20 protein-coding genes, 1 tRNA gene and 1 riboswitch are annotated in these 20,271 nt (G+C 65.9%); of the genes, 9 read left to right on the top strand and 12 right to left on the bottom strand.

Annotated elements, in window-relative coordinates; genetic code table 11:
• The first annotated feature begins 136 nt into the window (after positions 1-136).
• The 4 genes from KTJ87_RS14550 to KTJ87_RS14565 all read left to right on the top strand — a co-directional run bounded on the left by KTJ87_RS14550 (position 137) and on the right by KTJ87_RS14565 (position 2,701).
• Entirely contained in the window at positions 137-424 is a 288-nt protein-coding gene (locus KTJ87_RS14550; protein WP_267139865.1) for an HU family DNA-binding protein, read from the top strand.
• A gap of 163 nt (positions 425-587) precedes the next feature.
• A complete protein-coding gene (locus KTJ87_RS14555) occupies positions 588-1,487 on the top strand; it encodes a DMT family transporter (protein ID WP_267139866.1) in 900 nt (299 codons plus the stop codon).
• Positions 1,488-1,555: 68 nt separating this feature from the next.
• Entirely contained in the window at positions 1,556-2,269 is a 714-nt protein-coding gene (locus tag KTJ87_RS14560) for a cytochrome c biogenesis CcdA family protein (protein ID WP_267139867.1), read from the top strand.
• Positions 2,270-2,290: 21 nt separating this feature from the next.
• Positions 2,291-2,701: a thioredoxin family protein gene (locus KTJ87_RS14565; RefSeq protein WP_267139868.1), complete on the top strand. Its 411-nt coding sequence runs from the start codon at positions 2,291-2,293 to the stop codon at positions 2,699-2,701.
• Here KTJ87_RS14565 and KTJ87_RS14570 read toward each other — a convergent pair.
• Genes KTJ87_RS14570 through thiB form a run of 3 tightly spaced genes read right to left on the bottom strand, consistent with a single transcriptional unit; the run spans position 2,698 to position 5,931 of the window.
• A complete protein-coding gene (locus KTJ87_RS14570; RefSeq protein WP_267139869.1) occupies positions 2,698-3,393 on the bottom strand; it encodes a thiamine ABC transporter ATP-binding protein in 696 nt (231 codons plus the stop codon). The two genes, KTJ87_RS14565 and KTJ87_RS14570, sit on opposite strands and share 4 nt — an antisense overlap.
• Positions 3,380-4,957 carry a thiamine/thiamine pyrophosphate ABC transporter permease ThiP gene (locus tag KTJ87_RS14575; protein WP_267139870.1) on the bottom strand — a complete coding sequence of 526 codons (1,578 nt, stop codon included), beginning with the start codon at positions 4,955-4,957 and terminating at the stop codon, positions 3,380-3,382. The genes KTJ87_RS14570 and KTJ87_RS14575 overlap by 14 nt, the downstream gene beginning before the upstream one ends.
• Positions 4,933-5,931 carry a thiamine ABC transporter substrate binding subunit gene (gene thiB / locus KTJ87_RS14580; protein ID WP_267139871.1) on the bottom strand — a complete coding sequence of 333 codons (999 nt, stop codon included), beginning with the start codon at positions 5,929-5,931 and terminating at the stop codon, positions 4,933-4,935. Before thiB ends, KTJ87_RS14575 begins: the two co-directional genes overlap by 25 nt.
• A 38-nt stretch (positions 5,932-5,969) precedes the next feature.
• Positions 5,970-6,081: riboswitch (TPP riboswitch) on the bottom strand.
• Positions 6,082-6,172: 91 nt separating this feature from the next.
• Between thiB and aroC the strand changes: the two genes are divergently transcribed.
• The gene (gene aroC / locus KTJ87_RS14585) at positions 6,173-7,273 is read left to right on the top strand and encodes a chorismate synthase (protein WP_267139872.1); all 1,101 of its coding nucleotides are present in this window, start codon (positions 6,173-6,175) and stop codon (positions 7,271-7,273) included.
• On the top strand, positions 7,273-8,214 hold the full coding sequence (locus KTJ87_RS14590) for an AEC family transporter (protein ID WP_267139873.1): 942 nt from the start codon (positions 7,273-7,275) through the stop codon (positions 8,212-8,214). The genes aroC and KTJ87_RS14590 overlap by 1 nt, the downstream gene beginning before the upstream one ends.
• A 132-nt stretch (positions 8,215-8,346) precedes the next feature.
• On the opposite strand, the gene KTJ87_RS14595 is transcribed toward KTJ87_RS14590, so the two are convergent.
• The 8 genes from KTJ87_RS14595 to dapF all read right to left on the bottom strand — a co-directional run bounded on the left by KTJ87_RS14595 (position 8,347) and on the right by dapF (position 15,339).
• Positions 8,347-9,147 (bottom strand): cytochrome c1, encoded by an 801-nt coding sequence (locus KTJ87_RS14595; RefSeq protein WP_267139874.1) that lies wholly within the window; start codon positions 9,145-9,147, stop codon positions 8,347-8,349.
• Between the two features lie 14 nt (positions 9,148-9,161).
• Positions 9,162-10,505 carry a cytochrome b gene (petB, locus tag KTJ87_RS14600; RefSeq protein ID WP_267139875.1) on the bottom strand — a complete coding sequence of 448 codons (1,344 nt, stop codon included), beginning with the start codon at positions 10,503-10,505 and terminating at the stop codon, positions 9,162-9,164.
• A gap of 11 nt (positions 10,506-10,516) precedes the next feature.
• The gene (gene petA / locus KTJ87_RS14605) at positions 10,517-11,077 is read right to left on the bottom strand and encodes a ubiquinol-cytochrome c reductase iron-sulfur subunit (protein ID WP_267139876.1); all 561 of its coding nucleotides are present in this window, start codon (positions 11,075-11,077) and stop codon (positions 10,517-10,519) included.
• A 164-nt stretch (positions 11,078-11,241) separates the two neighbouring features.
• A complete protein-coding gene (locus KTJ87_RS14610; protein ID WP_267139877.1) occupies positions 11,242-11,877 on the bottom strand; it encodes a LysE family translocator in 636 nt (211 codons plus the stop codon).
• Between the two features lie 10 nt (positions 11,878-11,887).
• Entirely contained in the window at positions 11,888-12,496 is a 609-nt protein-coding gene (locus KTJ87_RS14615; protein ID WP_267139878.1) for a glutathione S-transferase family protein, read from the bottom strand.
• A 153-nt stretch (positions 12,497-12,649) separates the two neighbouring features.
• On the bottom strand, positions 12,650-13,270 hold the full coding sequence (locus tag KTJ87_RS14620) for an FMN-binding negative transcriptional regulator (protein ID WP_267139879.1): 621 nt from the start codon (positions 13,268-13,270) through the stop codon (positions 12,650-12,652).
• Positions 13,260-14,537, bottom strand: coding sequence for a tRNA (N(6)-L-threonylcarbamoyladenosine(37)-C(2))-methylthiotransferase MtaB (gene mtaB, locus KTJ87_RS14625; RefSeq protein WP_267139880.1), 1,278 nt, complete (start codon positions 14,535-14,537; stop codon positions 13,260-13,262). The genes KTJ87_RS14620 and mtaB overlap by 11 nt, the downstream gene beginning before the upstream one ends.
• Position 14,538: 1 nt before the next feature.
• Positions 14,539-15,339 carry a diaminopimelate epimerase gene (gene dapF / locus KTJ87_RS14630; RefSeq protein ID WP_267139881.1) on the bottom strand — a complete coding sequence of 267 codons (801 nt, stop codon included), beginning with the start codon at positions 15,337-15,339 and terminating at the stop codon, positions 14,539-14,541.
• Between the two features lie 649 nt (positions 15,340-15,988).
• Between dapF and KTJ87_RS14635 the strand changes: the two genes are divergently transcribed.
• From KTJ87_RS14635 to KTJ87_RS14645, 3 genes are all read left to right on the top strand, one after another.
• Positions 15,989-16,753: an autotransporter outer membrane beta-barrel domain-containing protein gene (locus tag KTJ87_RS14635; RefSeq protein WP_267139882.1), complete on the top strand. Its 765-nt coding sequence runs from the start codon at positions 15,989-15,991 to the stop codon at positions 16,751-16,753.
• A 105-nt stretch (positions 16,754-16,858) separates the two neighbouring features.
• A tRNA-Lys gene (locus KTJ87_RS14640) sits at positions 16,859-16,934 on the top strand.
• Positions 16,935-17,129: 195 nt separating this feature from the next.
• A complete protein-coding gene (locus tag KTJ87_RS14645) occupies positions 17,130-18,803 on the top strand; it encodes a sulfatase-like hydrolase/transferase (RefSeq protein ID WP_267139883.1) in 1,674 nt (557 codons plus the stop codon).
• Here KTJ87_RS14645 and KTJ87_RS14650 read toward each other — a convergent pair.
• Entirely contained in the window at positions 18,800-20,269 is a 1,470-nt protein-coding gene (locus KTJ87_RS14650) for an ArnT family glycosyltransferase (RefSeq protein ID WP_267139884.1), read from the bottom strand. The genes KTJ87_RS14645 and KTJ87_RS14650 overlap by 4 nt on opposite strands.
• Positions 20,270-20,271 lie beyond the last annotated feature (2 nt).

Below are 20,271 nucleotides of genomic sequence, written 5' to 3' on the forward strand. Positions count from 1 at the left end.
CGCAGGGGAAACGCCTTGGAAATCGCAATAAAACTTGCATCCTTCCGTCACATTCAGTTGTCTGTCGCCCACCAAGACCGCTAGACAACGCCGAGTAACCCGCGTGACGACGGGCCAGTGCGAGGAGACAGAACGTATGTCCAAACCAATGACCAAGACCCAGCTCGTGTCGGCTCTCGCCGACGAAATGGGCGCTGACAAGAAGACCGCGACCAGCGCACTCGATGCGATCGTCAAGGTGATTACCGATGAAGTCGCCGGCGGCGGCGCCGTGACCCTTCCGGGCGTCGGCAAGATCTATTGCCGCGAGCGCCCCGAGCGCATGGTCCGCAACCCCGCCACGGGCGAGCAGATCAAGAAAGAGGCGGACAAGGTCGTGAAGATGACGATCGCCAAGGCGCTGAAAGACAGCGTCAACGGCTGATCCGTCGCTGGACAAAGGCCTTTGGGGCTGCCCCTTGGGGCGGCCCTTTTTCGTTCTGGCGCCGGGTGCATCGCAGCTATGCGCCGCCGTTTGCCGGGGCCGCATTGCAACCCCGGATGCTTTGGTGTTGCGTGGCCGGACGGCACAGACAGGGGCACCGCACATGGACATTCGCGCGATCGGCATGGGCGTTCTGTTCGCCGTCATGTGGGCTTCGGCCTTTACCTCGGCGCGAATGATCGTCGCCGATGCGCCGCCGATCACCGCGCTTGCGATCCGCTTCTGGATCTCGGGCGGCATCGGCGTAGGGCTGGCGCTGGCTCTGGGCCAGACCGCGCGGCTTGACAGGTTGCAGTGGCGCGGAACGGTGATCTTCGGGCTGTGCCAGAACGCGCTTTATCTCGGGCTGAACTTCGTCGCGATGCAGACCGTGCAGGCTTCGCTTGCGGCAATCATCGCCTCGACCATGCCGCTGGTTGTCGCCTTCTCCGGATGGGCGCTGATGGGCGAGAAGACGCGGCCGCTGGGCCTGGCGGGATTGGTCGCCGGTGTCGCGGGGGTCGCGCTTATCATGGGATCGCGGCTGTCAGGCGGCGCGGACCTCTACGGTGTGACGCTGTGCATTGCAGGGGTCGTGGCGCTGGCCATCGCCACGCTGTCGGTGCGCGGCGCGTCGTCGGGCGGCAACCTGTTGATGATCGTCGGGCTGCAGATGCTGGTCGGCGCTGCCGTCCTGTCCGTCTTTGCGGTGCTGTTCGAGACGTGGGACGTCACCTGGTCCGTTCAGATGATCGCGGCCTTCATCTACACGACGCTTGTGCCCGGCCTTGCGGCGACGGTGGTGTGGTTCATGCTGGTCAACCGGATCGGCGCTGTGCGCGCGGCGACTTTCCACTTTCTCACGCCGCCGTTCGGGGTCGGCATAGCCGCGCTTCTGCTGGGCGAGAGCATGGGCATGATCGACGCCGTCGGCGTTGCCATCATCGCGCTTGGCATCCTTGCGGTGCAGATGTCCAAGGTCGAGGCGAAGGCCAAGTCGGGGTGCGAGGTTTCAGCGTCCTGACGGGCATGTGAAACGGCGCGGGGCAAACGTCAGATGACTTTGCGGCAGCCTCGTGCATCTTGCGGCGCATGGAAATCATATTCGCATATGGCGCGGGCGTCCTGACGCTTATCAACCCCTGCGTCCTGCCGATCCTGCCCATCGTGCTGGCAACGGCGGTGCAGGCGCACAAGGCCGGGCCGGTCGCGGTTGCCGCAGGCATGAGCCTGTCCTTCGTCGTGCTGGGCATGCTGGTGACGGTTGCGGGCCGCTCGCTGGGCCTGACGACCGAGATGATCGCCGACGCGGGCGCCGTTCTGATGATCGGCTTCGGGCTGGTGCTGCTGGTGCCGCGCTTTTCCGAAGGGTTCGCCACCGCGACCGCGGGCGTGGCCGCGCGGGCGGACGGCGGGATGGACGTGATCGACCGCAGCGGCCTGCGCGGGCAATTCCTGGGCGGGATACTGCTGGGCGCGGTCTGGAGCCCCTGTATCGGCCCGACGCTGGGCGGCGCTATCTCTCTCGCCAGCCAGGGCGAAAGCCTGGTCTATGCCACCTTCATCATGATCGGCTTTGCGCTGGGCGTGTCGACCGTGATCCTGATGCTGGGCTATGGCGCCCGCGCCGCGATCCAGAAGCGTCAGGCGGCGATGCGCGCCATCGCGATGCGCGCCAAGCCGATCCTTGGCGTCGTGTTCGTGGTCGTCGGCGTCGGCCTTCTGCTGCGCGTTCACCACATGGCCGAGATCTGGGCGCTGCAGACCCTGCCGCCCTGGCTTCTCGACCTGTCCGTTTCCCTCTGATCCCCAAACTGGAGCATTCCCATGAACCGCCGTTCCTTCCTTGCCACCACCGCCGCCGCGCTTGTTCTCGCCCCGATGGCGCGGGCCGAAGTGATGTACACGCCCGGTCTCGTCGATGCCGAGCTTGCGGCGGGCAAGACAGTGTTCCTTGACTATGCCGCGACCTGGTGCACGACCTGCGCCGCGCAGGAACGCGTGATCAACGCGCTCAAGTCGGAGAACCCGGCGTATGAGCAGAACGTCAGCTTCATCAAGGTCGACTGGGACACCTACAGCCGCGATGCCATCACCACGCGCTACAACGTGCCGCGCCGGTCCACGCTGATCGTGCTGAAGGGTGACCAGGAGCTTGGGCGCATCGTCGCCGAAACCTCGCGCGATGACATCAAGGCGCTCATGGACACCGCGTTGAATGCGGCGACGACGGCCTAATCACCTAGATAGTCGCGCAACACCTGGGGCGGGTCGGCGAACAGCAGGCCCGTTTCCACCGGTGGCTCGGCGCGGCCTTCGGCGACCACGACTGTCTGCCCTCCAAGCCGCTTTGCGTCGGCGGGATCGTGACTGACCATCAGAAGCGTCGCGCCGGTTTCGGCCGCAAGCGTCTTTACAAGGTCCAGCATCTCGGCCCGCAGAGCGGGGCCGAGGGCCGCGAATGGCTCGTCCATCAACAGGATCGGCCGCCCGCGCAGCAGCACCCGCGCCAGCGCCACCCGGCTTTGCTGCCCGCCAGAAAGCTCGGACGGCTTGCGATCCTCCAAACCCGCCAGCCCGGTGCGTGCCAGCGCGTCCCTGACCTGCGCCGCCTCGCTTTCCGCAAGTCGCAGCGAAGGCTTCAGGCCCAGCGCGACGTTCTGGAACGCGGTCAGGTGCGGGAACAGGTTGTTGTCCTGAAAGATGATCGACAGCGGCCGCGCTCCGGGGGGCTGAACCGCGATGTCCTTCCCGGTCCACAGGATGCGCCCGCCTGCCAGCGGCAGGAACCCGGCGATTGCCGCCAGAAGCGTCGACTTGCCCGCGCCGGATGGCCCGATGATGGACACGCGCGCGCCTGCATTCACCGCGAAATCGGCGGTCAGCGCGAAATCGCCCTGCACGATCCGGCATCCGTCAAGCGTGAGCATTGGCGCGCCCCCCACGGTCGAAGATCCAGAAGGCAAGCAGACTGAGCGCGATCAGCACGAGGCCAGAGGCGGCGGCATCGTCCATCCTGTAGGCAGACATCTGCGAATAGAGCAGCAGCGGCAGCGTCGCCTCGCTTGGGTCGGCGAACAGCGCGATCACGCCCAGATCGCCCATCGACAGGGCGGCGGCCAGCCCAAGGGCAAAGCCAAGCGGCCGGCGCAGGCGCGGCAGCAGGACCAGCCGCAGCCGCGCCCAGCCCGTCAGGCCAAGGCTGTCAGCCAGCCGCCCGTGCGCCGCCTCGGCCTCGGCCAGCGCGGGCACCAGCGCGCGCAGGGCAAAGGGCAGGCTCATCGCGGTGTTGACCACGGCCGTCACCGGGAGGGCCAGCGCGACCGGGCTGGCAAAGGGAAAGATCGCGATGAACAGGCCCGTGCCGATCACCAGCGGCGAGGCGGCTATGGACAGATAGCCGATGCCCTCGACCAGCTGAGCCCCGCGCCGCAAGGACTGGATCAGCAGGGCCAGCGACAGGGCGGTGATGCCGGTCAGCGCGGTCGAGATCGCCGCGACCCACAGCGACCGCCCGGCAGCGGCGAAGGTTGCGGATGACAGGTCGGGCAAGGCGGGAAAACCGCGCGCCACGACCAGCGCAAGCGGAACCAGCAGGAACAGCGTCGCCGCCAGGATCGCGGCGGTGTCCACCGCGCGCAGGGTCCAATGCGCCGCGTCCCAGCGTTGCCGCGTCCGGTCAAGCCCGGCGCCAAAGCCTGCGGGGATGGCAAAACGAAAGGCAAGCGCGGCGGCAAGCGTGCAGATCGCCACCTGCACCAACGACAGAAACGCGGCGCGCGACAGGTCGAACTCCAACCGGAAGGCCTGGTAGATCGCCAGTTCAACCGTGGTCGCGGCGGGGCCTCCGCCCAGCGCCAGCGCCACGGCAAAGCTGGTGGTGCAGATCAGGAAGACCACCAGCGCCGCGCCCGGCACGGTGGCGCGCAGCATCGGCCATTCCAGCAGCCTTGCCGTGTCGCTTGCGGAAAAGCCCAGCGAGGCGGCAAGGCGAAAGCGTTCGGCGGGGATGGCAAGCCAGCCTTGCAGCAGGAACCGGGTGGCAAGCGGCATGTTGAAGAACACATGCGCCAGCACGACGCCGGTCAGCCCGTAAATGCTGATCGGCTCGGCACCGATCAGGGACAGCCCTTGCGATACGAAGCCATTGCGCCCGTACACCGCCAGAAGGCCCAGCACGGCAACGATTACCGGCAGGATGAACGGCGCACCCAGAAGCGTAATCAATAGACCGCGCCCCGGAAATGCGCGCCGCGCCAGCGCACGGGCCAGCGGGATCGCGGCGGCGACGGACAGCACCGCCGACAGGGTCGCCTGCAAGAGCGTGAACCGCACCGCAGCCCAGTCGGCGGGGCCAAGGCCCGACCCGAGCCCAAACGAGTCCTCGGCACGCCACGCGACCAGCGCGAGCGTGCCAAGGGTAAGGGACAGGATCGCCGCAACGGCGATCCAGCCGGGCCAGCGCGGCATCACTGCGACAGGGCCGTGCGCCATGTCTCGATGGCGCCGTCACGCACGCGTGCGGCCTCTCCCGCCGGGAACAGCAGCGCCTTGTCCGGTGAAACCAGCGTGCCGAACCCGTCCGGCAGGCCCATTTCGGGGGTGACTGCCGGATACATCCAGTTGGTCGTCGGGATCACGCTTTGCGCCATGTCGGACGTCATGAACTCCATGAACTGCGCGGCCAATTCCGGCTGGTCGGTCGAGGCGATGGTGCCCAGCACCTCGATCTGCATGTAGTGCCCCTCGGCGAAGGGCGCGGCCGCCTTGGTCGCATCGTCCTCGGCGATCAGGTGGTAGGCGGGGGATGTCGTGTAGGACAGCACCATGTCCGCCTCGCCATCGAGGAACAGGCCATACGCCTCGGACCAGCCCTTGGTCACGGTGACGATGTTGTCCGACAATCCCTGCCAGATCTCGCCTGCGCGGTCCGGGTAGGCCGCCTCGACCCACATCACCAGCCCAAGGCCGGGGGTGGACGAACGCGGGTCCTGGATCACGATGGACAGATCGCTGCCTGCAAGCTCTTCGAAGGACGCAGGCACCGCTTCGCCGGACACGCGCGAGGTGTCGTGGACAAAGGCGAAATACCCCCAATCGTAGGGGATGAACATGTCATCGTCCCATTCGACCGGCAGATCATAGCTGGCGTCGTCCATCCCGTGCTGCGCGAACAGCCCGGTTTCAGCCGCGTCCGCTGTCAGGTTGGTGTCGAGGCCAAGGACCACGTCCGCCTCGGTGCGCGCGCCTTCGAGCCGCAGGCGCGACAAGAGCGACGCGCCATCGCCCGAGGCGACGAATTGCAGATCGCAGCCGCAGACCGCCTCGAAATCGGTCTCGATCTGCGGGCCGGGGCCGTAGTCGGTGACAAAGCTGTCGTATGTGTAGACGGTCAGGGTCGGCCTGTCCTGCGCCGTTGCGGGCAGGTTGGTTGCGACAAGGGCCGTTGCGATGATCGGAAATCTCATATGGATGCTCCTTCCATGGCGACGGAAAGTCAGTGAGGAGCGTATCCTGTCACCTTCCCTCCGCCGGTGTTAACCGGTTCAGGTTCAACGGGTTCTTGGGTGCGATTTCCCAAATCTCAGGCCCGTGCAGGACCACCCCGAGGTACCGGTGAACGTAGTCCGCACCGCCGGGGTCGGCAAGCCGAAACCCCTTGAGGCGCTTCCGGGGCCTCGGTAGACCGCTGGGGATAGGAGACCTGCCATGAGCCTCAACAGTTTCGGCCACCTGTTCCGTGTCACGACATGGGGCGAAAGCCACGGACCCGCGCTGGGCGCGACCGTCGATGGCTGCCCGCCCGGTGTTCCGATAAGCGCCGAGGCGATCCAGGTCTGGCTCGATAAGCGCAAGCCGGGGCAGAACAAGTATACCACCCAGCGGCGTGAAGCCGATGAAGTGGAAATTCTTTCGGGCGTGTTCGAGGGGCAGACCACCGGCACGCCGATCCAGCTGATGATCCAAAACACCGACCAGCGGTCGAAGGATTACGGCGACATCGCCGAGAAGTTCCGCCCGGGCCATGCCGACATCACCTATTGGCAGAAATACGGCATCCGCGACTATCGCGGCGGCGGGCGATCGAGCGCGCGCGAGACGGCGGCGCGGGTTGCTGCGGGCGGCATTGCGCGTGCGGCGTTGGCAATGATGGCACCGGCGGTCGAGATCACTGGCTACATGGTGCAGATCGGCCCGCACAAGATCGACCGGTCGCGGTTCGACTGGGGCCAAATCACGCAAAACCCGTTCTGGGTGCCCGACGCCCAGGCGGCCAACGACTGGGCGCGCTATCTCGACGATCTGCGCAAATCAGGTGACAGCGTCGGCGCGGTGATCGAAGTGACGGCGCGCGGCGTGCCCGCCGGGCTGGGTGCGCCGGTCTATGGCAAGCTGGATACAGACCTTGCGGCGGCGATGATGTCGATCAATGCCGTCAAGGGCGTCGAGATCGGCGACGGCATGGCCACAGCAGAATTGACCGGCAGCGCCAATGCCGACGAGATCCGCATGGGTCCGGACGGGCCGGTCTACAACTCGAACCACGCGGGCGGCATTCTGGGCGGCATCTCGACCGGGCAGGACGTCGTGGTGCGGTTCGCGGTCAAGCCCACAAGCTCGATCCTGACGCCGCGCAAGACGATCACGAAGGCAGGCGAAGAGACCGAGATCGTGACCAAGGGGCGCCATGATCCATGCGTCGGCATTCGTGCGGTGCCGGTGGGCGAGGCGATGGCGGCCTGCGTGATCCTTGACCACCTTCTGTTGCACCGTGGCCAGATCGGCGAGAACCGGGGCGCCATCGGCTGATGTTGTCCGTCCTCGGGATCACCTTCCCGATCTTCGCGGCCATCGCCATCGGCAATGTCGCTGTCTGGAAAGGGCCGTTCGCGCCGTCCGACATGCGCATCCTGGGCAAGTATGTTCTCAACATCGCCCTGCCCGCGCTGTTGTTCAACGCCGTGGCCACACGGGATCTTGGGGCCGTCCTGCAACCGGGGTTCCTGATCGTCATGGGTGCCTCGACGCTGACGATCATCCTTGGCGCATGGTTCGGATTGCGGCTCGCCGGGATCGGCCCGGCACGGCGGGCGATTGCGGGGCTGGGCATGGCGGGGCCGAATTCGGCCTATGTCGGGTATCCGGTGCTGCTCCTCGCGTTGCCGGACGTGGCCGAAACGGTGCTGGCGCTGAACCTGCTGGTCGAAAGCTTCCTGATGCTGCCGCTGGTCATGGCGCTGCTGGACCTGTCGCGTCCGGGCACCGGGCGGGGCCTTTTGCGTGCCGTCGGTGCGTCGTTCGTGGACACGCTACGCCGCCCCTTCGTGATCGGCCTGATCGCGGGGCTTGTCGTGTCCTTGCTGAGGGTCAACCTTCCCGAGCCGGTGCTGCGCCTGACCAGCCTTCTGGGGGCGTCGGCGAGCGCGCTGGCGCTCGTGGTGATTGGCGGCACGCTGTACGGCCTGCCGGTGCGGGGCGATCTTGGGCTGGCGACGGTGATCGCGCTGGGCAAGCTGGTGCTGCATCCGCTGTGCGTGATGATGTTCGCCGTGCTGTTCACGTCGTTCGGCCTGCCCCTGTCACCCGAGATGCGCGCGGCGGCGATCCTGTCGGCGGCCATGCCGATGCTGTCGATCTATCCGGTGCTGGCACAGCCCTACGGGCACGAGGGCATCGCGTCGATCGCGCTCTTGCTGGCGACGGCGGGGGCCTTTGTGACGCTGACGGTGTTGCTGGCGGTGATGGGCTGATCCGGCAACGGGTGGCGGGACAAGTCCCGCCCTACGGACGCCACGTCCGCCGATCCGCGGTGGGACCTGGACCTCACCAAACGAAAAACGCGCCCCTTGGGGCGCGTTTCTATGTCGTGACGTCCGGCAGGATCACTCGGCCGGTTGATCCTTTTCGCGGCGCTTGATCGGAGCCCAGAGGCGCTTGTTCGTGAGATAGAGCAGCACGCCGAGGATGCCGAGGAACAGAACGGCGATGAACCCGGCCTGCTTGCGCTGCATCATCTTGGGCTCTGCCGCCCACATCAGGAACGCGGCGACGTCTTGCGCCTCTTGCTCCAGCGTGGCCTCGGTGCCGTCCGCATAAACGACGTCATCGCCATAAAGCGGCTGCGCCATCGCGATGTAGCCGCTTTCGAAGACTTCGTTCTCATACAGGATCGTGCCGGCCTGTTCGATGTCTCCGCCGGTGTAGCCGGTCAGAAGCGACGCGATGTATTCCGGGCCGCCGATGCCCTTGAACAATTGCGACAGGCCAGTGCCGTAAGGGCCGTGAAAGCCCGCCCGCGCCTTGGCCATGAGGCTCAGGTCAGGGGCGCTTTCCAGCCCGCTTTCGGGAAAGTTGTCGGTGGGCAGTGCCGTGCGGTAGTCGCGCAGCTCGGGGTCCCAGACTTCCCAGAATTCGGCGTAGGCGCGCACCTGGTCCTCGGGCAGGCCCGGCCCGTTCTCGGCGGCGAGAGACCGGATCGGAACCAGCTTCATGCCGTGGCACGCCGAACAGATCTCGGTATAGACCTGAAGCCCGCGCTGGAGCTGCATCTGGTCATAGGTGCCGAACGGTCCCTCGAACGAGAAGGAATAATCGGTGACATGACCGCCTTCGCCCGCCGCAAGACCCGCGCCGGTCGACAAGACCAGCGCGGCAAGTGCGGATGCGGTAAGTTTCTTCAGCATTCCGTGTTCCTTTCTCACTCGGCCGGCGAAACGATGGTCTTGGAACCACCGGTCTTGCCCGAGTAATGCGCCTTGAAGTCGTCCTCGATGGTCGCGGGCTGTGCCAGCGGTTTCTCGATCACGCCAAGCAGCGGCAGGATGACCAGGAAGAACGCGAACCAGTAAGTCGAGGCGATCAGCGAGATCCAGTTGTAGATCCCTTCGGCCGGACGGGCGCCGACCCACATCAGGACGATGAAGTCGACGACCAGAAGGGTGAACCACCACTTGAACATCGGCCGGAACCGGCCCGACCGGACCGACGAGGTGTCGAGCCAGGGGGTCAGCGCCAGAACCGCGATCGAGCCGAACATCGCCAGCACGCCGAAGAACTTGGCGTCGATGATGCCGCCGGTCACGAAGCTGGCAAGCTGCACGATCCAGACGTCGGCGGTGAAGGCGCGCAGGATCGCGTAGAACGGCAGGAAGTACCATTCAGGCACGATGTGCGCCGGGGTCGAAAGCGGGTTCGCCTCGATGTAGTTGTCGGCATGGCCAAGGTAGTTCGGCATGAAGCCGACGATGGCGAAGAAGATCGCCAGGATGACCGTCAGCGCGAACAGGTCCTTGATGACGAAGTAGGGCCAGAACGGCACGGTGTCGCGCTTGGCTTCTTCCTTGGACCCGCGGCGCACTTCGACCCCGGTGGGGTTGTTGTTGCCGGTGGTGTGGAACGCCCAGATGTGCACGATCACGAGGCCCGCGATCACGAAGGGCAGCAGGTAATGAAGCGAGAAGAACCGCGTCAGCGTGTAGTTTCCGACCGCCGGTCCGCCCAGAAGCCAGGTCTGCAGCGTCTCGCCCACGAAGGGGATCGCCCCGAACAGGCCGGTGATGACCGTGGCACCCCAGAACGACATCTGGCCCCAGGGCAAGACGTAGCCCATGAACGCCGTCGCCATCATCGCGAGGTAGATCAGCATCCCGATGATCCAGGTCACTTCGCGCGGGGCCTTGTAGGACCCGTAGTAGAGACCGCGGAAGATGTGCAGATAGACCGCGACGAAGAACAGCGATGCGCCGTTGGCATGGATGTAGCGCAGGGCCCAGCCGCCGTTGACGTTCCGCATGATGTGCTCGACCGAGGCAAAGGCCAGTTCGGTGTCAGGCGTGTAGTGCATGACCAGAGCGATGCCGGTGATGATCTGAAGCGCCAGGCAGAACGTCAGCACGATGCCCCAGATCCACATCCAGTTGAGGTTCTTGGGCGTGGGGATCATCAGGGTGTCGTACAGAAGGCCGACGATCGGAAGGCGGCGATGAAGCCACTTCTCGCCGCCCGACGTCGGTTCGTAATGGTCGTGAGGAATTCCAGCCATTTCTCTCTCCCTTAGCCGAGGACGATGGTTGCGTCGTCGGCGAATTCAGCGACCGGAACCGGCAGGTTCTCGGGGGCCGGTCCGCGGCGGATGCGGCCAGAGGCGTCGTAGTGCGAGCCGTGGCACGGGCAGAACCAGCCGTCGAAGTCGCCCGCCTCGTTGATCGGAACACAGCCGAGATGGGTGCAGACGCCCATCATCACCAGCCATTCGCCCGCCTCGTCGAGAGTGCGATTCTCATCCGTCGCAGGCACATCGCCCTGGATGTTGGCATTCCGCGCGATCGGATCGGGAAGCTCGCTCAGATCGACGGAGCGTGCCGATTCGATGTCCGCGGCGTTGCGGCGACGGATGAACACGGGCTTGCCCAGCCACTGCACGGTCAGCTGCGTGCCTTCCGACAGGCCGCCGACATCGACACGGATCGAGCTGAGCGCCTGGACGTCGGCTGAGGGGTTCATCTGGTTGATGAGAGGCCAAACCGCCGCCCCCGCCGCAACAGCACCGGCGCCGGCGGTCGCATAGTAGAGGAAGTCCCGGCGGGTGCCTTCGTGATCTTCTGCGTGGGACACGAGTTTTCTCCATCTTCGGACCGGCTGGACCGGCCAAATGACTGCAGGCGCGGAAATCCCCGCGCCGTGCTATGGGGGGTATTTAGCGGGGGCGTGGATAGGCGTCCAGCGGACATACGCGCGCATGTGGGGCGGATTGTCGCAAAACCCCCTGATTTCGCGACTCAGGGCCCGGCAATCGCGCCGAACGCCAGCTTTGCGGCGAATCCCAGAAAGAAGAGGCCGGTCGCGCCTTCGATGACATGCGATGCCTTGAGCCACGCCCGCGCCGCCCCTTGGGTCGAGAACAGGAGGGCATAGCAGGTGTGAATCGACACGCTCAGCGCCGAGGCCCCGACCGTCAGAAGCGCGATGTCGGCGGCGCCCGCTTCGGCGGTGGGAAAGATGCCCAGGATCGCCACCCAGGTGGTCAGCGCCTTGGGGTTGGTGGCATTGACCGACAGCGAGCGCAGGAAGGACGAGGCCAGCGTGTCGCCGCGCCGTTCCCGCAAAGTGCCCACCTTGCGTGTCAGGGCGCGCCGCAGGAACCGCGAGGCGAACCACACCAGAAGGCAGCAGGCGACCAGGGTCAGCGCCAGCTCGGCCCCCGGCAGGACAAGGAACAGCGCCGTCAGGCCAAGCGAGGTGACAAGGCACCAAAGCGCGATGCCGATCCCGACCGCCGCCGCCGAGGCAAGCCCCGCCGGGCGCCCCGATCCCATCGCCGTGGTGATCGTGTTGAGCACGTTCGGCCCCGGCGACAGGATGTTGAGCGCCAGGATCGCCCAGACCGTCAGAAAGGACGCCAGCGGGATCGTCATTGGGGGCGGTTCAGGCGCTGGGCGCCGTGGCCTGCATCGAGGGGCGTTCGGCGAACCCAGCGAACCAGTCCGCCAGCGCGGGGTGATCCTTGCGCCAGTCGCGCGCGGCGTGGCGGAAGTCGAGATAGCCCAGCGCGCAGCCGACGGCGACCTGCCCCATGTCGAGCGGTCCGGCGAGGTTCACCATCCACTTCGCCTCGATCGCGTGCAGCGACCGGTCAACCTTGACCCACTGCGCCTCGACCCAGCCGTCAAAGCGCTTGTCCTCGGGGCGCGAGCGCGATTCGTAGACCATCAGGATCGCCGCATCCATGATCCCGTCTGCGGTGGCTTCCAGCGTCAGCACCTCCCAGAGGCGGGTTTCGGGATAGAGCCCGGCCTTGGCCCGCGCATCGAGATAGCGGCAGATCACCCGGCTGTCGTAGATCGCCGGTCCTTCGCCGCGCTCGAGCGTCGGGATCTTGCCGAGCGGGTTCTGCGATGTCGGCATCTGTTCGGGCGCCAGCGGGTGGCCCACCGCGTAGGCGATCTCGACATCATCGGTCTGCCCGGATTCGTGCAGCAGCACGCGGACCTTGCGGCAATAGGGTGAGGCGGGGTTGTCGTGAAGCGTGAGCATGGCGGTCCCTTTCGGTGGGTTCGGCGCGACAGTATCAGGGGATTCTGCGGCGTCCATTCCCGGTTTCGGATCGCTGACGCGATCCGACCCGCCGGGGGCTCTGCCCCCGGACCCCCGGAGGTATTTGGGGACCAAAGATGGAGAAGGCGCGGCTTATGCGGGGGGAGCGCGCATCAGATCGGCAAGGGTGGCCGTGTCCGTCCCAAGACCGTCCGCCGCCACGTGATCGGCCGCCGACAGGCGCACGGCGTCCGGCTTGTTCTGGTTCAGCTTCCAGGTGCCCTCGATGGTTTCGATGTGCAGGCGCAGAGGCACCAGCGTGCGCATCATCTTCGCCATCAGGTCGCCGGGCATCTTGGCGGTCTTCCAGACCGGTTTCGGCGCGAGGCGCGTCTCGAAGTGATCGGAGACCTCGTCGAGGATGCGGCGCAGGTCGGTGTCTGGCAGGCGTTCGAGGCGGCCGCGCAGGTGGACGGCGACGTAGTTCCACGTCGGCACCTGATCGTCGACGCGGTACCAGTCGGGCGAGACGTAGCCGTCGGGGCCGGTGACGGCGATCACGGCGGGCGTTGCAGCGTCCAGAAGGCGCGCAATGGGGTTGGAGCGCACCAGATGCAGGTCGGCGGCGGTGCCGTCTTCGGTGAGCAGGAACGGGACATGCGACAGCAGCGGGCCGGAGGCCGCGTTGACAGCGAGCATCCCGAAGCCGCGCGAGCGGGCGAAGGCGAGGTTCCGGTGGTCCCCCGCCGTGCGGAAGGCGGGGTTAGGATGCATCCGGCACACCGCAAAGCTGCCGCCCGTCGCGCGCCGTGATCCGCATGGGCACGATCTGCCCTTCGGGCTGATCGGCGTCGCAGATGACCTCGGCGAAATGCTCGGTCCGGCCCATGCGCGGCGATTCCATCAGCAAGGCATGATGCTGCCCGACCTGGGCGTCGAGATGGCGCCGTTCCGCGTCGGCGCCCGCCGCGCGCAGGCGGGCTGCTCGGACCTTGATCACCTTGCCATCGACACGCGACGGGATGCGCGCGGCGGGGGTGCCGGGGCGGGCGGAATAAGGGAAGACGTGAAGCCAGGTCAGGTGGCACTCCTCGACCAGCCGCAGCGCGTTCTCGAAATGCGCCTCGGTCTCGGTCGGGAAGCCCGCGATGATGTCGGCGCCAAAGGTGATGCCGGGGCGCAAGCGCCGCGCCTCTTCGCAGAAACGGATGGCGTCGTCGCGCAGGTGGCGGCGCTTCATCCGTTTCAGGATCAGGTCGTCGCCGTGCTGCAGGGACAGGTGCAGGTGCGGCATCAGGCGCGGCTCGGTCGCGATGGCCTGCATCAGGTTGTCATCGGCTTCGATCGAATCGATCGAACTGATCCGCAGGCGCGGTAGATCGGGCACCAGCCTCATGATGCGCATGACAAGATCGCCAAGGCGCGGGGTGCCGGGCAGATCTGCGCCCCATGACGTCAGATCGACGCCGGTCAGCACGACCTCGTTATAGCCGCGATCCACCAGCCGCTTGATCTGGTCCACCACGACGCCGGCCCCGACCGACCGCGAATTGCCGCGCCCAAAGGGGATGATGCAGAAGGTGCAGCGGTGGTCGCAGCCGTTCTGAACCTGCACATATGCGCGGCTGCGGGTGCCGAAGCCGTCGATCAGGTGCCCGGCGGTTTCCGTGACCGACATGATGTCGTCCACCTGCACCTGCGGCGCATCCCCGATGAAGTCGGGGGCCATGCGCGCCCATGTTTCGGGCTGCATCTTTTCGGTGTTGCCGATCACCAGATCGACCTCGGGCATCGCGGCAAAGGTGCCCGGTTCGGTCTGCGCGGCGCAGCCGGTCACGATCAGGCGGGCGCTCGGGTTCTCGCGCCGCAGCTTGCGGATTTCCTGCCGCGCCTTGCGCACCGCCTCGGACGTCACGGCGCAGGTGTTCACGACGACCGCGTCGCCGACACCGGCGGCGGTCGCCAGTTCCTTCATCGCCTCGGTCTCGTAGGCGTTCAGGCGGCAGCCGAGCGTGGTGAATTTGGGAACGGCGCGGTCCATGTCACAGCGCCCCGAGAAAGGCATCGGTCAGGGTGGCGGTGAAGACATGCGCCGTCGGCCCGGTCATCCAGACGCCATCGTCGCGCCAGTCGATCTCCAACGTGCCGCCATCGACGTGCACCGTCACGCGACGCCCGGTCAGGCCACGCCGGGCGGCGGCAACGGCGGCGGCGCAGGAACAGGACCCCGATGCCAGCGTGATGCCGGTGCCGCGTTCCCAGATGCGCAGGCGAATCTCGCTGTCCGACAGCACCTGCACGACCTCGACGTTGGTGCGTTCGGGATAGAGCGGGTGATGTTCATAGCGGGGGCCGAACTGGTGCAGCGGGATCGCCTCGGCATCGTCCACGAAGAAAGTGCAATGCGGATTGCCCATGCCGGTGGCGACGGGGCCGCCCTCGATCGGCAATTCGTCCGTGTCCATCGCCTCGGCCAACGGAATGTCCTGCCAGTCTAAAAGCGGTGTGCCCATGTTCACGCGGGTCATTCCGCCGCCCGCATCTTCGCAGGCCAGAAGCCCGCGGGTCGTGCGCAGGGTCAGCGCAGTCTCGCCGGTCTCGTCCATCAGGTGCCGCGCGATGCAGCGTGTGGCGTTGCCGCAGGCCGACGAGAGCGAGCCGTCGGCGTTGTAGAAGGTCAGGCGCGCGGCGGCCTCGGAATCGGCCTCGATCAGCGCAAGCTGGTCATATCCGACGCCCCGGTGACGGTCGCCGAGCGCACGGATCACGGCAAGCGAAGGCGCAGGCGCGCCGTCTCGAAGGTCGAAGACCACGAAGTCATTGCCGAGCCCATGCATCTTCATGAAGCTGCGGCCTGATATGTCAGCGCGTTCCTGCATGCCGCGGCATATACGTCTCAATCGCGGGCGAATCCAGCACCGCAATCAAGTCGATCTTGCCCAGGCGTAAACCATCAAGTGATGATCGCAATTCTGCTGACTCGATGGGGCGTCGTGCGCCGTCATTTCGAAGACTTGGGGATCTGCCATGAACCGTCTCACGCGCCTTGCTGCGAGCCTTGCCATCTGTGCGTCAGCCTACGTTGTGGCTACTCCTGCGCAAGCCGCTGGTCTTACAGTACTTAATTGTGCGAATGTCGGGTCATTCAATCTGACCAACCTAGCAGTTCTGCGGGTCAATGTCAGCACGGGCGACGTTATCAGCGCCGCAGGTGCAGGAGGGGCAGTCGAAGTCAGCGTCAACAACGGTCAACCTTCGACACCCTAACTTCCGTTCAGCGTAACAGCGGCTGTCGACGGCCAAATAGAGCTCAATCACTCAGGCACTGATGCGGTCATCACCTGTACGCCAAAACTGGCAGCGGCAGCGAATGTCCCGACGACGCTGGGCAACACACTGGGTGTTCTAAGCGGCAACAGCCAGACCACCGCGACTCAGGTCGGGATCAACAAGAACACCCAGAATCGTCTTGGCGGCGGCGGTGCGAATGCCGTGACGCGCGACGGCCTGTTCTTCTCGACTCAAGGCACACCGGGCCAGGTTGGGCGAAGCGACTACAACGCCTGGATTTCGGCCGAGGGACGGTTCTATTCCGGCGCGGTCACCGGGTTCAGCGGCGATCTTGTCGGCGGTGTGGATTTCCTGATCGGTTCGCGCATGATCGTGGGTGCGCTTGCGGCATACAACCACATGGAGCTGTCGACGACCACAACGCAGGCCAGCGTGAACGCGGCTGCGGTTGGCGGGTATTTCGCATCGCGCCTCGATACGAACCTCTACCTCGACGGCTATCTCAGCGTTGCATTCCCCAACTATATCGTGCCCGGCGCCAGCTTTTCAGCGACGCGCTATTCCGCCTCGCTGAATTTGACGGGCGAGATCGAGCGCGGTCTCTACCGTCTGGAACCTTTCGCGCAGTTCAAGGGCTTTACCGAGGGGCAGCCTGCCTATACCGGCACGGCGGGCGCCGTCGGAACCAATGATATCACGAGCTATACGCTGTCCATGGGCGGACGACTGACCGCGACGGCGAACGAGGGCACGGGCGGGATCGTGCCGTATGTCAGCCTTGCGCTCGACTACCGGATGATCAGTTCGACGCTGGCCGGCACGGACACGTTCCTTGCCCCGCGCTTTGGTGTCGGCGGCCAGATGGCTGTTGGCAGGGGGGCGTTGTCGCTAGATCTCGACACCGGGCGCGTCCGGTCCGACACCACCGATATCGGTGGCCGTGTGACTTACGAGTTCGTCTTCTAGGGTGCCGTTTCTGCTCGGAATCCTCTTTCTGTGCACCGGGGCAACACGCCGGGCGTTATGCACTTGACGGGGGTTTCCGCATTTTCTAGACGGACGGCCTAGTGTGGGCCGGTAGCTCAGTTGGTAGAGCAACTGACTTTTAATCAGTAGGTCTCGGGTTCGAGCCCCGACCGGCTCACCACTATCTCTCCTGATCGGGTTGGACGTGCGTGTCGCAGGGCATTTATGCCTTCCGCTCGGCGGCCTGCACGCTAGTGTGACCACTGGCGGGGTGGTTGCCCCGGAGGGAGGAGCCTTTGCGCCGCGTCAGCCACTGACGCGTGTGCGTCCGGTGCCGCCTGCCCCGCCAAGCAATGACATCGTGCGGAGGGTCGACATGGCCAAGGCGAAGAATATCCTGTTCATCATGTTCGACCAGCTGCGCTGGGATTATCTCAGCTGCTACGGACATCCGCACCTTCAGACGCCGAACATGGACCGCCTTGCCGCTATGGGGGTCCGGTTCGACCGGGCCTATGTGCAATCCACGATCTGCGGCTCATCCAGGATGTCGACCTACACGGGGCGCTACGTTCAAAGCCACGGTGCAAGCTGGAACAACATCCCGCTCAAGGTCGGCGAGTTGACCATGGGGGACCACCTGCGCGCGCGGGGCATGGGCTGCTGGCTGGTGGGCAAGACCCACATGATGGCGGATGCCGAAGGCATGGCGCGGCTGGGCATCGAGGCGGACAGCGTGATCGGCGCGCGCGTCGCGGAATGCGGGTTCGACGTGTTCGAGAGGGACGACGGCATGCGCCCCGAGGGGCCGGACGGCATGTATGACGAAGGCGGCGCGCTGGCCTACAACGACTACCTGCGATCCAAGGGCTACCAGAGCGAGAATCCCTGGCACGACCATGCCAATTCAGGGATCGACGAGGACGGCAACGTGTTGTCGGCGTGGTTCCTGAAGAATTCCAACCTGCCCGCGAACATCGCCGAGGAGGACAGCGAAACGCCCTACATGACGCGGCGCGGCATGGCGTTCATCGAATCGCAGGGCGACCAGCCGTGGTGCTGCCACCTGTCCTATATCAAGCCGCACTGGCCCTACATCGTGCCCGAGCCCTACGCCTCGATGTATGGCCCGCAGGATTTCCTGCGCCCGGTGCGCAGCGAGGAAGAGCGCGCCAATGCGCATCCGGTGATGAAGGCGTTCATGGACAGCAAGGTCGGACAGGCGTTCTCACGCGATGACGTGCGCAATGCCGTGCTGCCCGCCTACATGGGCCTCATCAAGCAGTGCGACGACCAGATGGGTGTGCTGTTCGACTGGCTCGAACGGACCGGGCGGATGCAGGACACGATGATCGTCCTAACCGCGGACCACGGCGATTTCATGGGCGATCACTGGATGGGCGAAAAGCAGTTCTTCCACGACGCCTCGGCACGCGTGCCCCTGATCGTCTACGATCCATCGCCCGAGGCGGATGCCACCCGCGGCACGGTCTGCGACGAGTTGGTACAAAGCATCGACCTTTTGCCGACGTTCTACGAGGTCGCGGACGGGCACATCGACGAGATCGCGCATGTCGCCGAAGGCAAGTCGCTGCGCCCGATCCTGCATGGCACAGCAGACGCCCCGCTGCATGACTTCGTGATCTCGGAATACGACTACGCCGCCACCCCGATGGCGGAACGGCTTGGCGTGTCGGTGCGCGAGGCGGTGCTGTTCATGGTCGCCACGAAAGAGTGGAAAATGGTCCATTCCGAGGGCGGGTTCCGGCCGATCCTGTTCGATCTGGTGAACGACCCGGACGAACTGGTGGACCTTGGGGGCAGCCCCGACCACACGGACATCATCGACGAGATGTATGCGCACCTGTTCAAGTGGACGCGCCGCGTGTCGCAGCGCACCACCCGCAGCAAGGCACAGCTTGAGGAAATGCGCACCGCTGCCGCGCGCAAGGGCATCTTGCTGGGCGTTTATGACGAGGACGAGGCGCCGCTGGAGCTGACGGTGCGCTACCGGGGCCGCAAGGCCGCCGACAAGCGAGGCGAGGTCTAGCGCAGGGTCAGGCTTACGACGCTGATGTTCAGATAGGGGCGCCCGCCCCGGGTCAGGATCACCGGCTCGTGCAGCGTTGCGCCCGCGTCAAGCTGGCGCACCTTGGACAGGAAGGCCTGTGCCTGCGCGCCTGCATCCGGGATCAGGTGCGCCGACAGGGCCAGTGTCTCGCCCGTTGCCGTCATGCCCGGCAGATAGCGGAAGTGGTGCAGATCACCTTCGATCAGGCGCACCGGGTAGGCACCGTGCAGCGCAGTCGAAAAGACGCCGCCCTCGATCCATTCACGGGCGACCAGCACATCCGTCCCCTCAAGCAGCCCGCGTTCGGCAAGCGCGCCGCGCAGCGGGGCATAGTCGAACACGGAGCGCGTATCGTCCCACAGCGGCGCGGTGTCATGGGTGAAGCGGGTCAGAAGCCCGGTGTGGACGTGCAGCAGGAAGACCGGCACCAGCAGCCAGAACGGGATCGCAAAGCCCGCGACCCAGCGCGCGTTCCGGCGCACCCGCGCAGTATCCTGATGCGATAGCCACAGCGCAGCCAAGGGAATGGCGAACAGCCACCCCGGCATCGTCCAGTGCGCAAAGCTGAGCGGGGTCAACGCGAAGACAAGGCTGAAGGCCAGGATCGGACCCAGCGCCACCGCAGCCACCAGCCCAAGCGCCGGATCACGCCGCCGCCCGGCGTGGATCAGGCCGCGCAGGCAGAGCAGCGCCACCGGCGGCAGCAGCATCACCGTCTGGATCGCCAGCATCTTGCTGAAGTTCGCCGGTTGAAAGCTGGTCGAGGTGCGCCCCGAATGAAAACCGAAGCTGGCCCAGTCATTGCCGATGTTCCACGCCAGAACCGGCAGCAGGCCCAGCAGCGCGACACCCACCGCCAGCCAGAAGCCGGGCCGCACCAGACAGCCGCGCCCGGTGCGCGATGCCAGCGCGAAGACAAGGATCGACAGCGCGAAAAGCCCGGCGTGATACTTGGACATCAGCGCCAGACCCAGCGCCGCGCCGCCTGCGAGCCACAGCCAGAGGCCAGCGTACGGACGCTCGATCAGGGTCAGCAGGGCGAGTACGGCCAGCGCGGCAAAGCACCCGAGCGGGCTGTCCGGCACGGCCATGAAGCCGAAAAGCACCGTGAAGATCGGCGTGACCGCGAACAGCGCGCCGGTCCACAGCGCAACGCGGTCGCCGCCCAGCCGATAGCCGATACCGTAGAGGCCCCAGAACGTCCCCGCCCCAAACACCAGCGCGGGCAGGCGGTAGACGAACGCATGTTCGATCCCCGTCAGGTCGGCGGCGAACACCGGCGCCCAGAAGCCGAGCGGCGGGTGATCGGAAAAGCTGAGCGAATAGTCGCGCGCGACGGCGATGGCATAGGTCTCGTCCCAGCCCAGCGGCAAAAGCCACGCAAGCAGCGCCCGCGCCGCCATCAGGGCAGCGAACAGGACCCATGCGGCGCGGGGGATACCCATAC

It is taken from the genome of Anianabacter salinae (genome assembly GCF_019061145.1).
GTDB lineage: Bacteria > Pseudomonadota > Alphaproteobacteria > Rhodobacterales > Rhodobacteraceae > Anianibacter > Anianibacter salinarum.

Bases quoted from the DNA above. Each gene is read 5' to 3' on its own strand.
- KTJ87_RS14550 (WP_267139865.1), top strand. From the start codon at position 137: ATGTCCAAACCAATGACCAAGACCCAGCTCGTGTCGGCTCTCGCCGAC.
- KTJ87_RS14555 (WP_267139866.1), top strand. From the start codon at position 588: ATGGACATTCGCGCGATCGGCATGGGCGTTCTGTTCGCCGTCATGTGG.
- KTJ87_RS14560 (WP_267139867.1), top strand. From the start codon at position 1,556: ATGGAAATCATATTCGCATATGGCGCGGGCGTCCTGACGCTTATCAAC.
- KTJ87_RS14565 (WP_267139868.1), top strand. From the start codon at position 2,291: ATGAACCGCCGTTCCTTCCTTGCCACCACCGCCGCCGCGCTTGTTCTC.
- KTJ87_RS14570 (WP_267139869.1), bottom strand. From the start codon at position 3,393: ATGCTCACGCTTGACGGATGCCGGATCGTGCAGGGCGATTTCGCGCTG.
- KTJ87_RS14575 (WP_267139870.1), bottom strand. From the start codon at position 4,957: ATGGCGCACGGCCCTGTCGCAGTGATGCCGCGCTGGCCCGGCTGGATC.
- thiB (WP_267139871.1), bottom strand. From the start codon at position 5,931: ATGAGATTTCCGATCATCGCAACGGCCCTTGTCGCAACCAACCTGCCC.
- aroC (WP_267139872.1), top strand. From the start codon at position 6,173: ATGAGCCTCAACAGTTTCGGCCACCTGTTCCGTGTCACGACATGGGGC.
- KTJ87_RS14590 (WP_267139873.1), top strand. From the start codon at position 7,273: ATGTTGTCCGTCCTCGGGATCACCTTCCCGATCTTCGCGGCCATCGCC.
- KTJ87_RS14595 (WP_267139874.1), bottom strand. From the start codon at position 9,147: ATGCTGAAGAAACTTACCGCATCCGCACTTGCCGCGCTGGTCTTGTCG.
- petB (WP_267139875.1), bottom strand. From the start codon at position 10,505: ATGGCTGGAATTCCTCACGACCATTACGAACCGACGTCGGGCGGCGAG.
- KTJ87_RS14610 (WP_267139877.1), bottom strand. From the start codon at position 11,877: ATGACGATCCCGCTGGCGTCCTTTCTGACGGTCTGGGCGATCCTGGCG.
- KTJ87_RS14615 (WP_267139878.1), bottom strand. From the start codon at position 12,496: ATGCTCACGCTTCACGACAACCCCGCCTCACCCTATTGCCGCAAGGTC.
- KTJ87_RS14620 (WP_267139879.1), bottom strand. From the start codon at position 13,270: ATGCATCCTAACCCCGCCTTCCGCACGGCGGGGGACCACCGGAACCTC.
- mtaB (WP_267139880.1), bottom strand. From the start codon at position 14,537: ATGGACCGCGCCGTTCCCAAATTCACCACGCTCGGCTGCCGCCTGAAC.
- dapF (WP_267139881.1), bottom strand. From the start codon at position 15,339: ATGAAGATGCATGGGCTCGGCAATGACTTCGTGGTCTTCGACCTTCGA.
- KTJ87_RS14645 (WP_267139883.1), top strand. From the start codon at position 17,130: ATGGCCAAGGCGAAGAATATCCTGTTCATCATGTTCGACCAGCTGCGC.
- KTJ87_RS14650 (WP_267139884.1), bottom strand. From the start codon at position 20,269: ATGGGTATCCCCCGCGCCGCATGGGTCCTGTTCGCTGCCCTGATGGCG.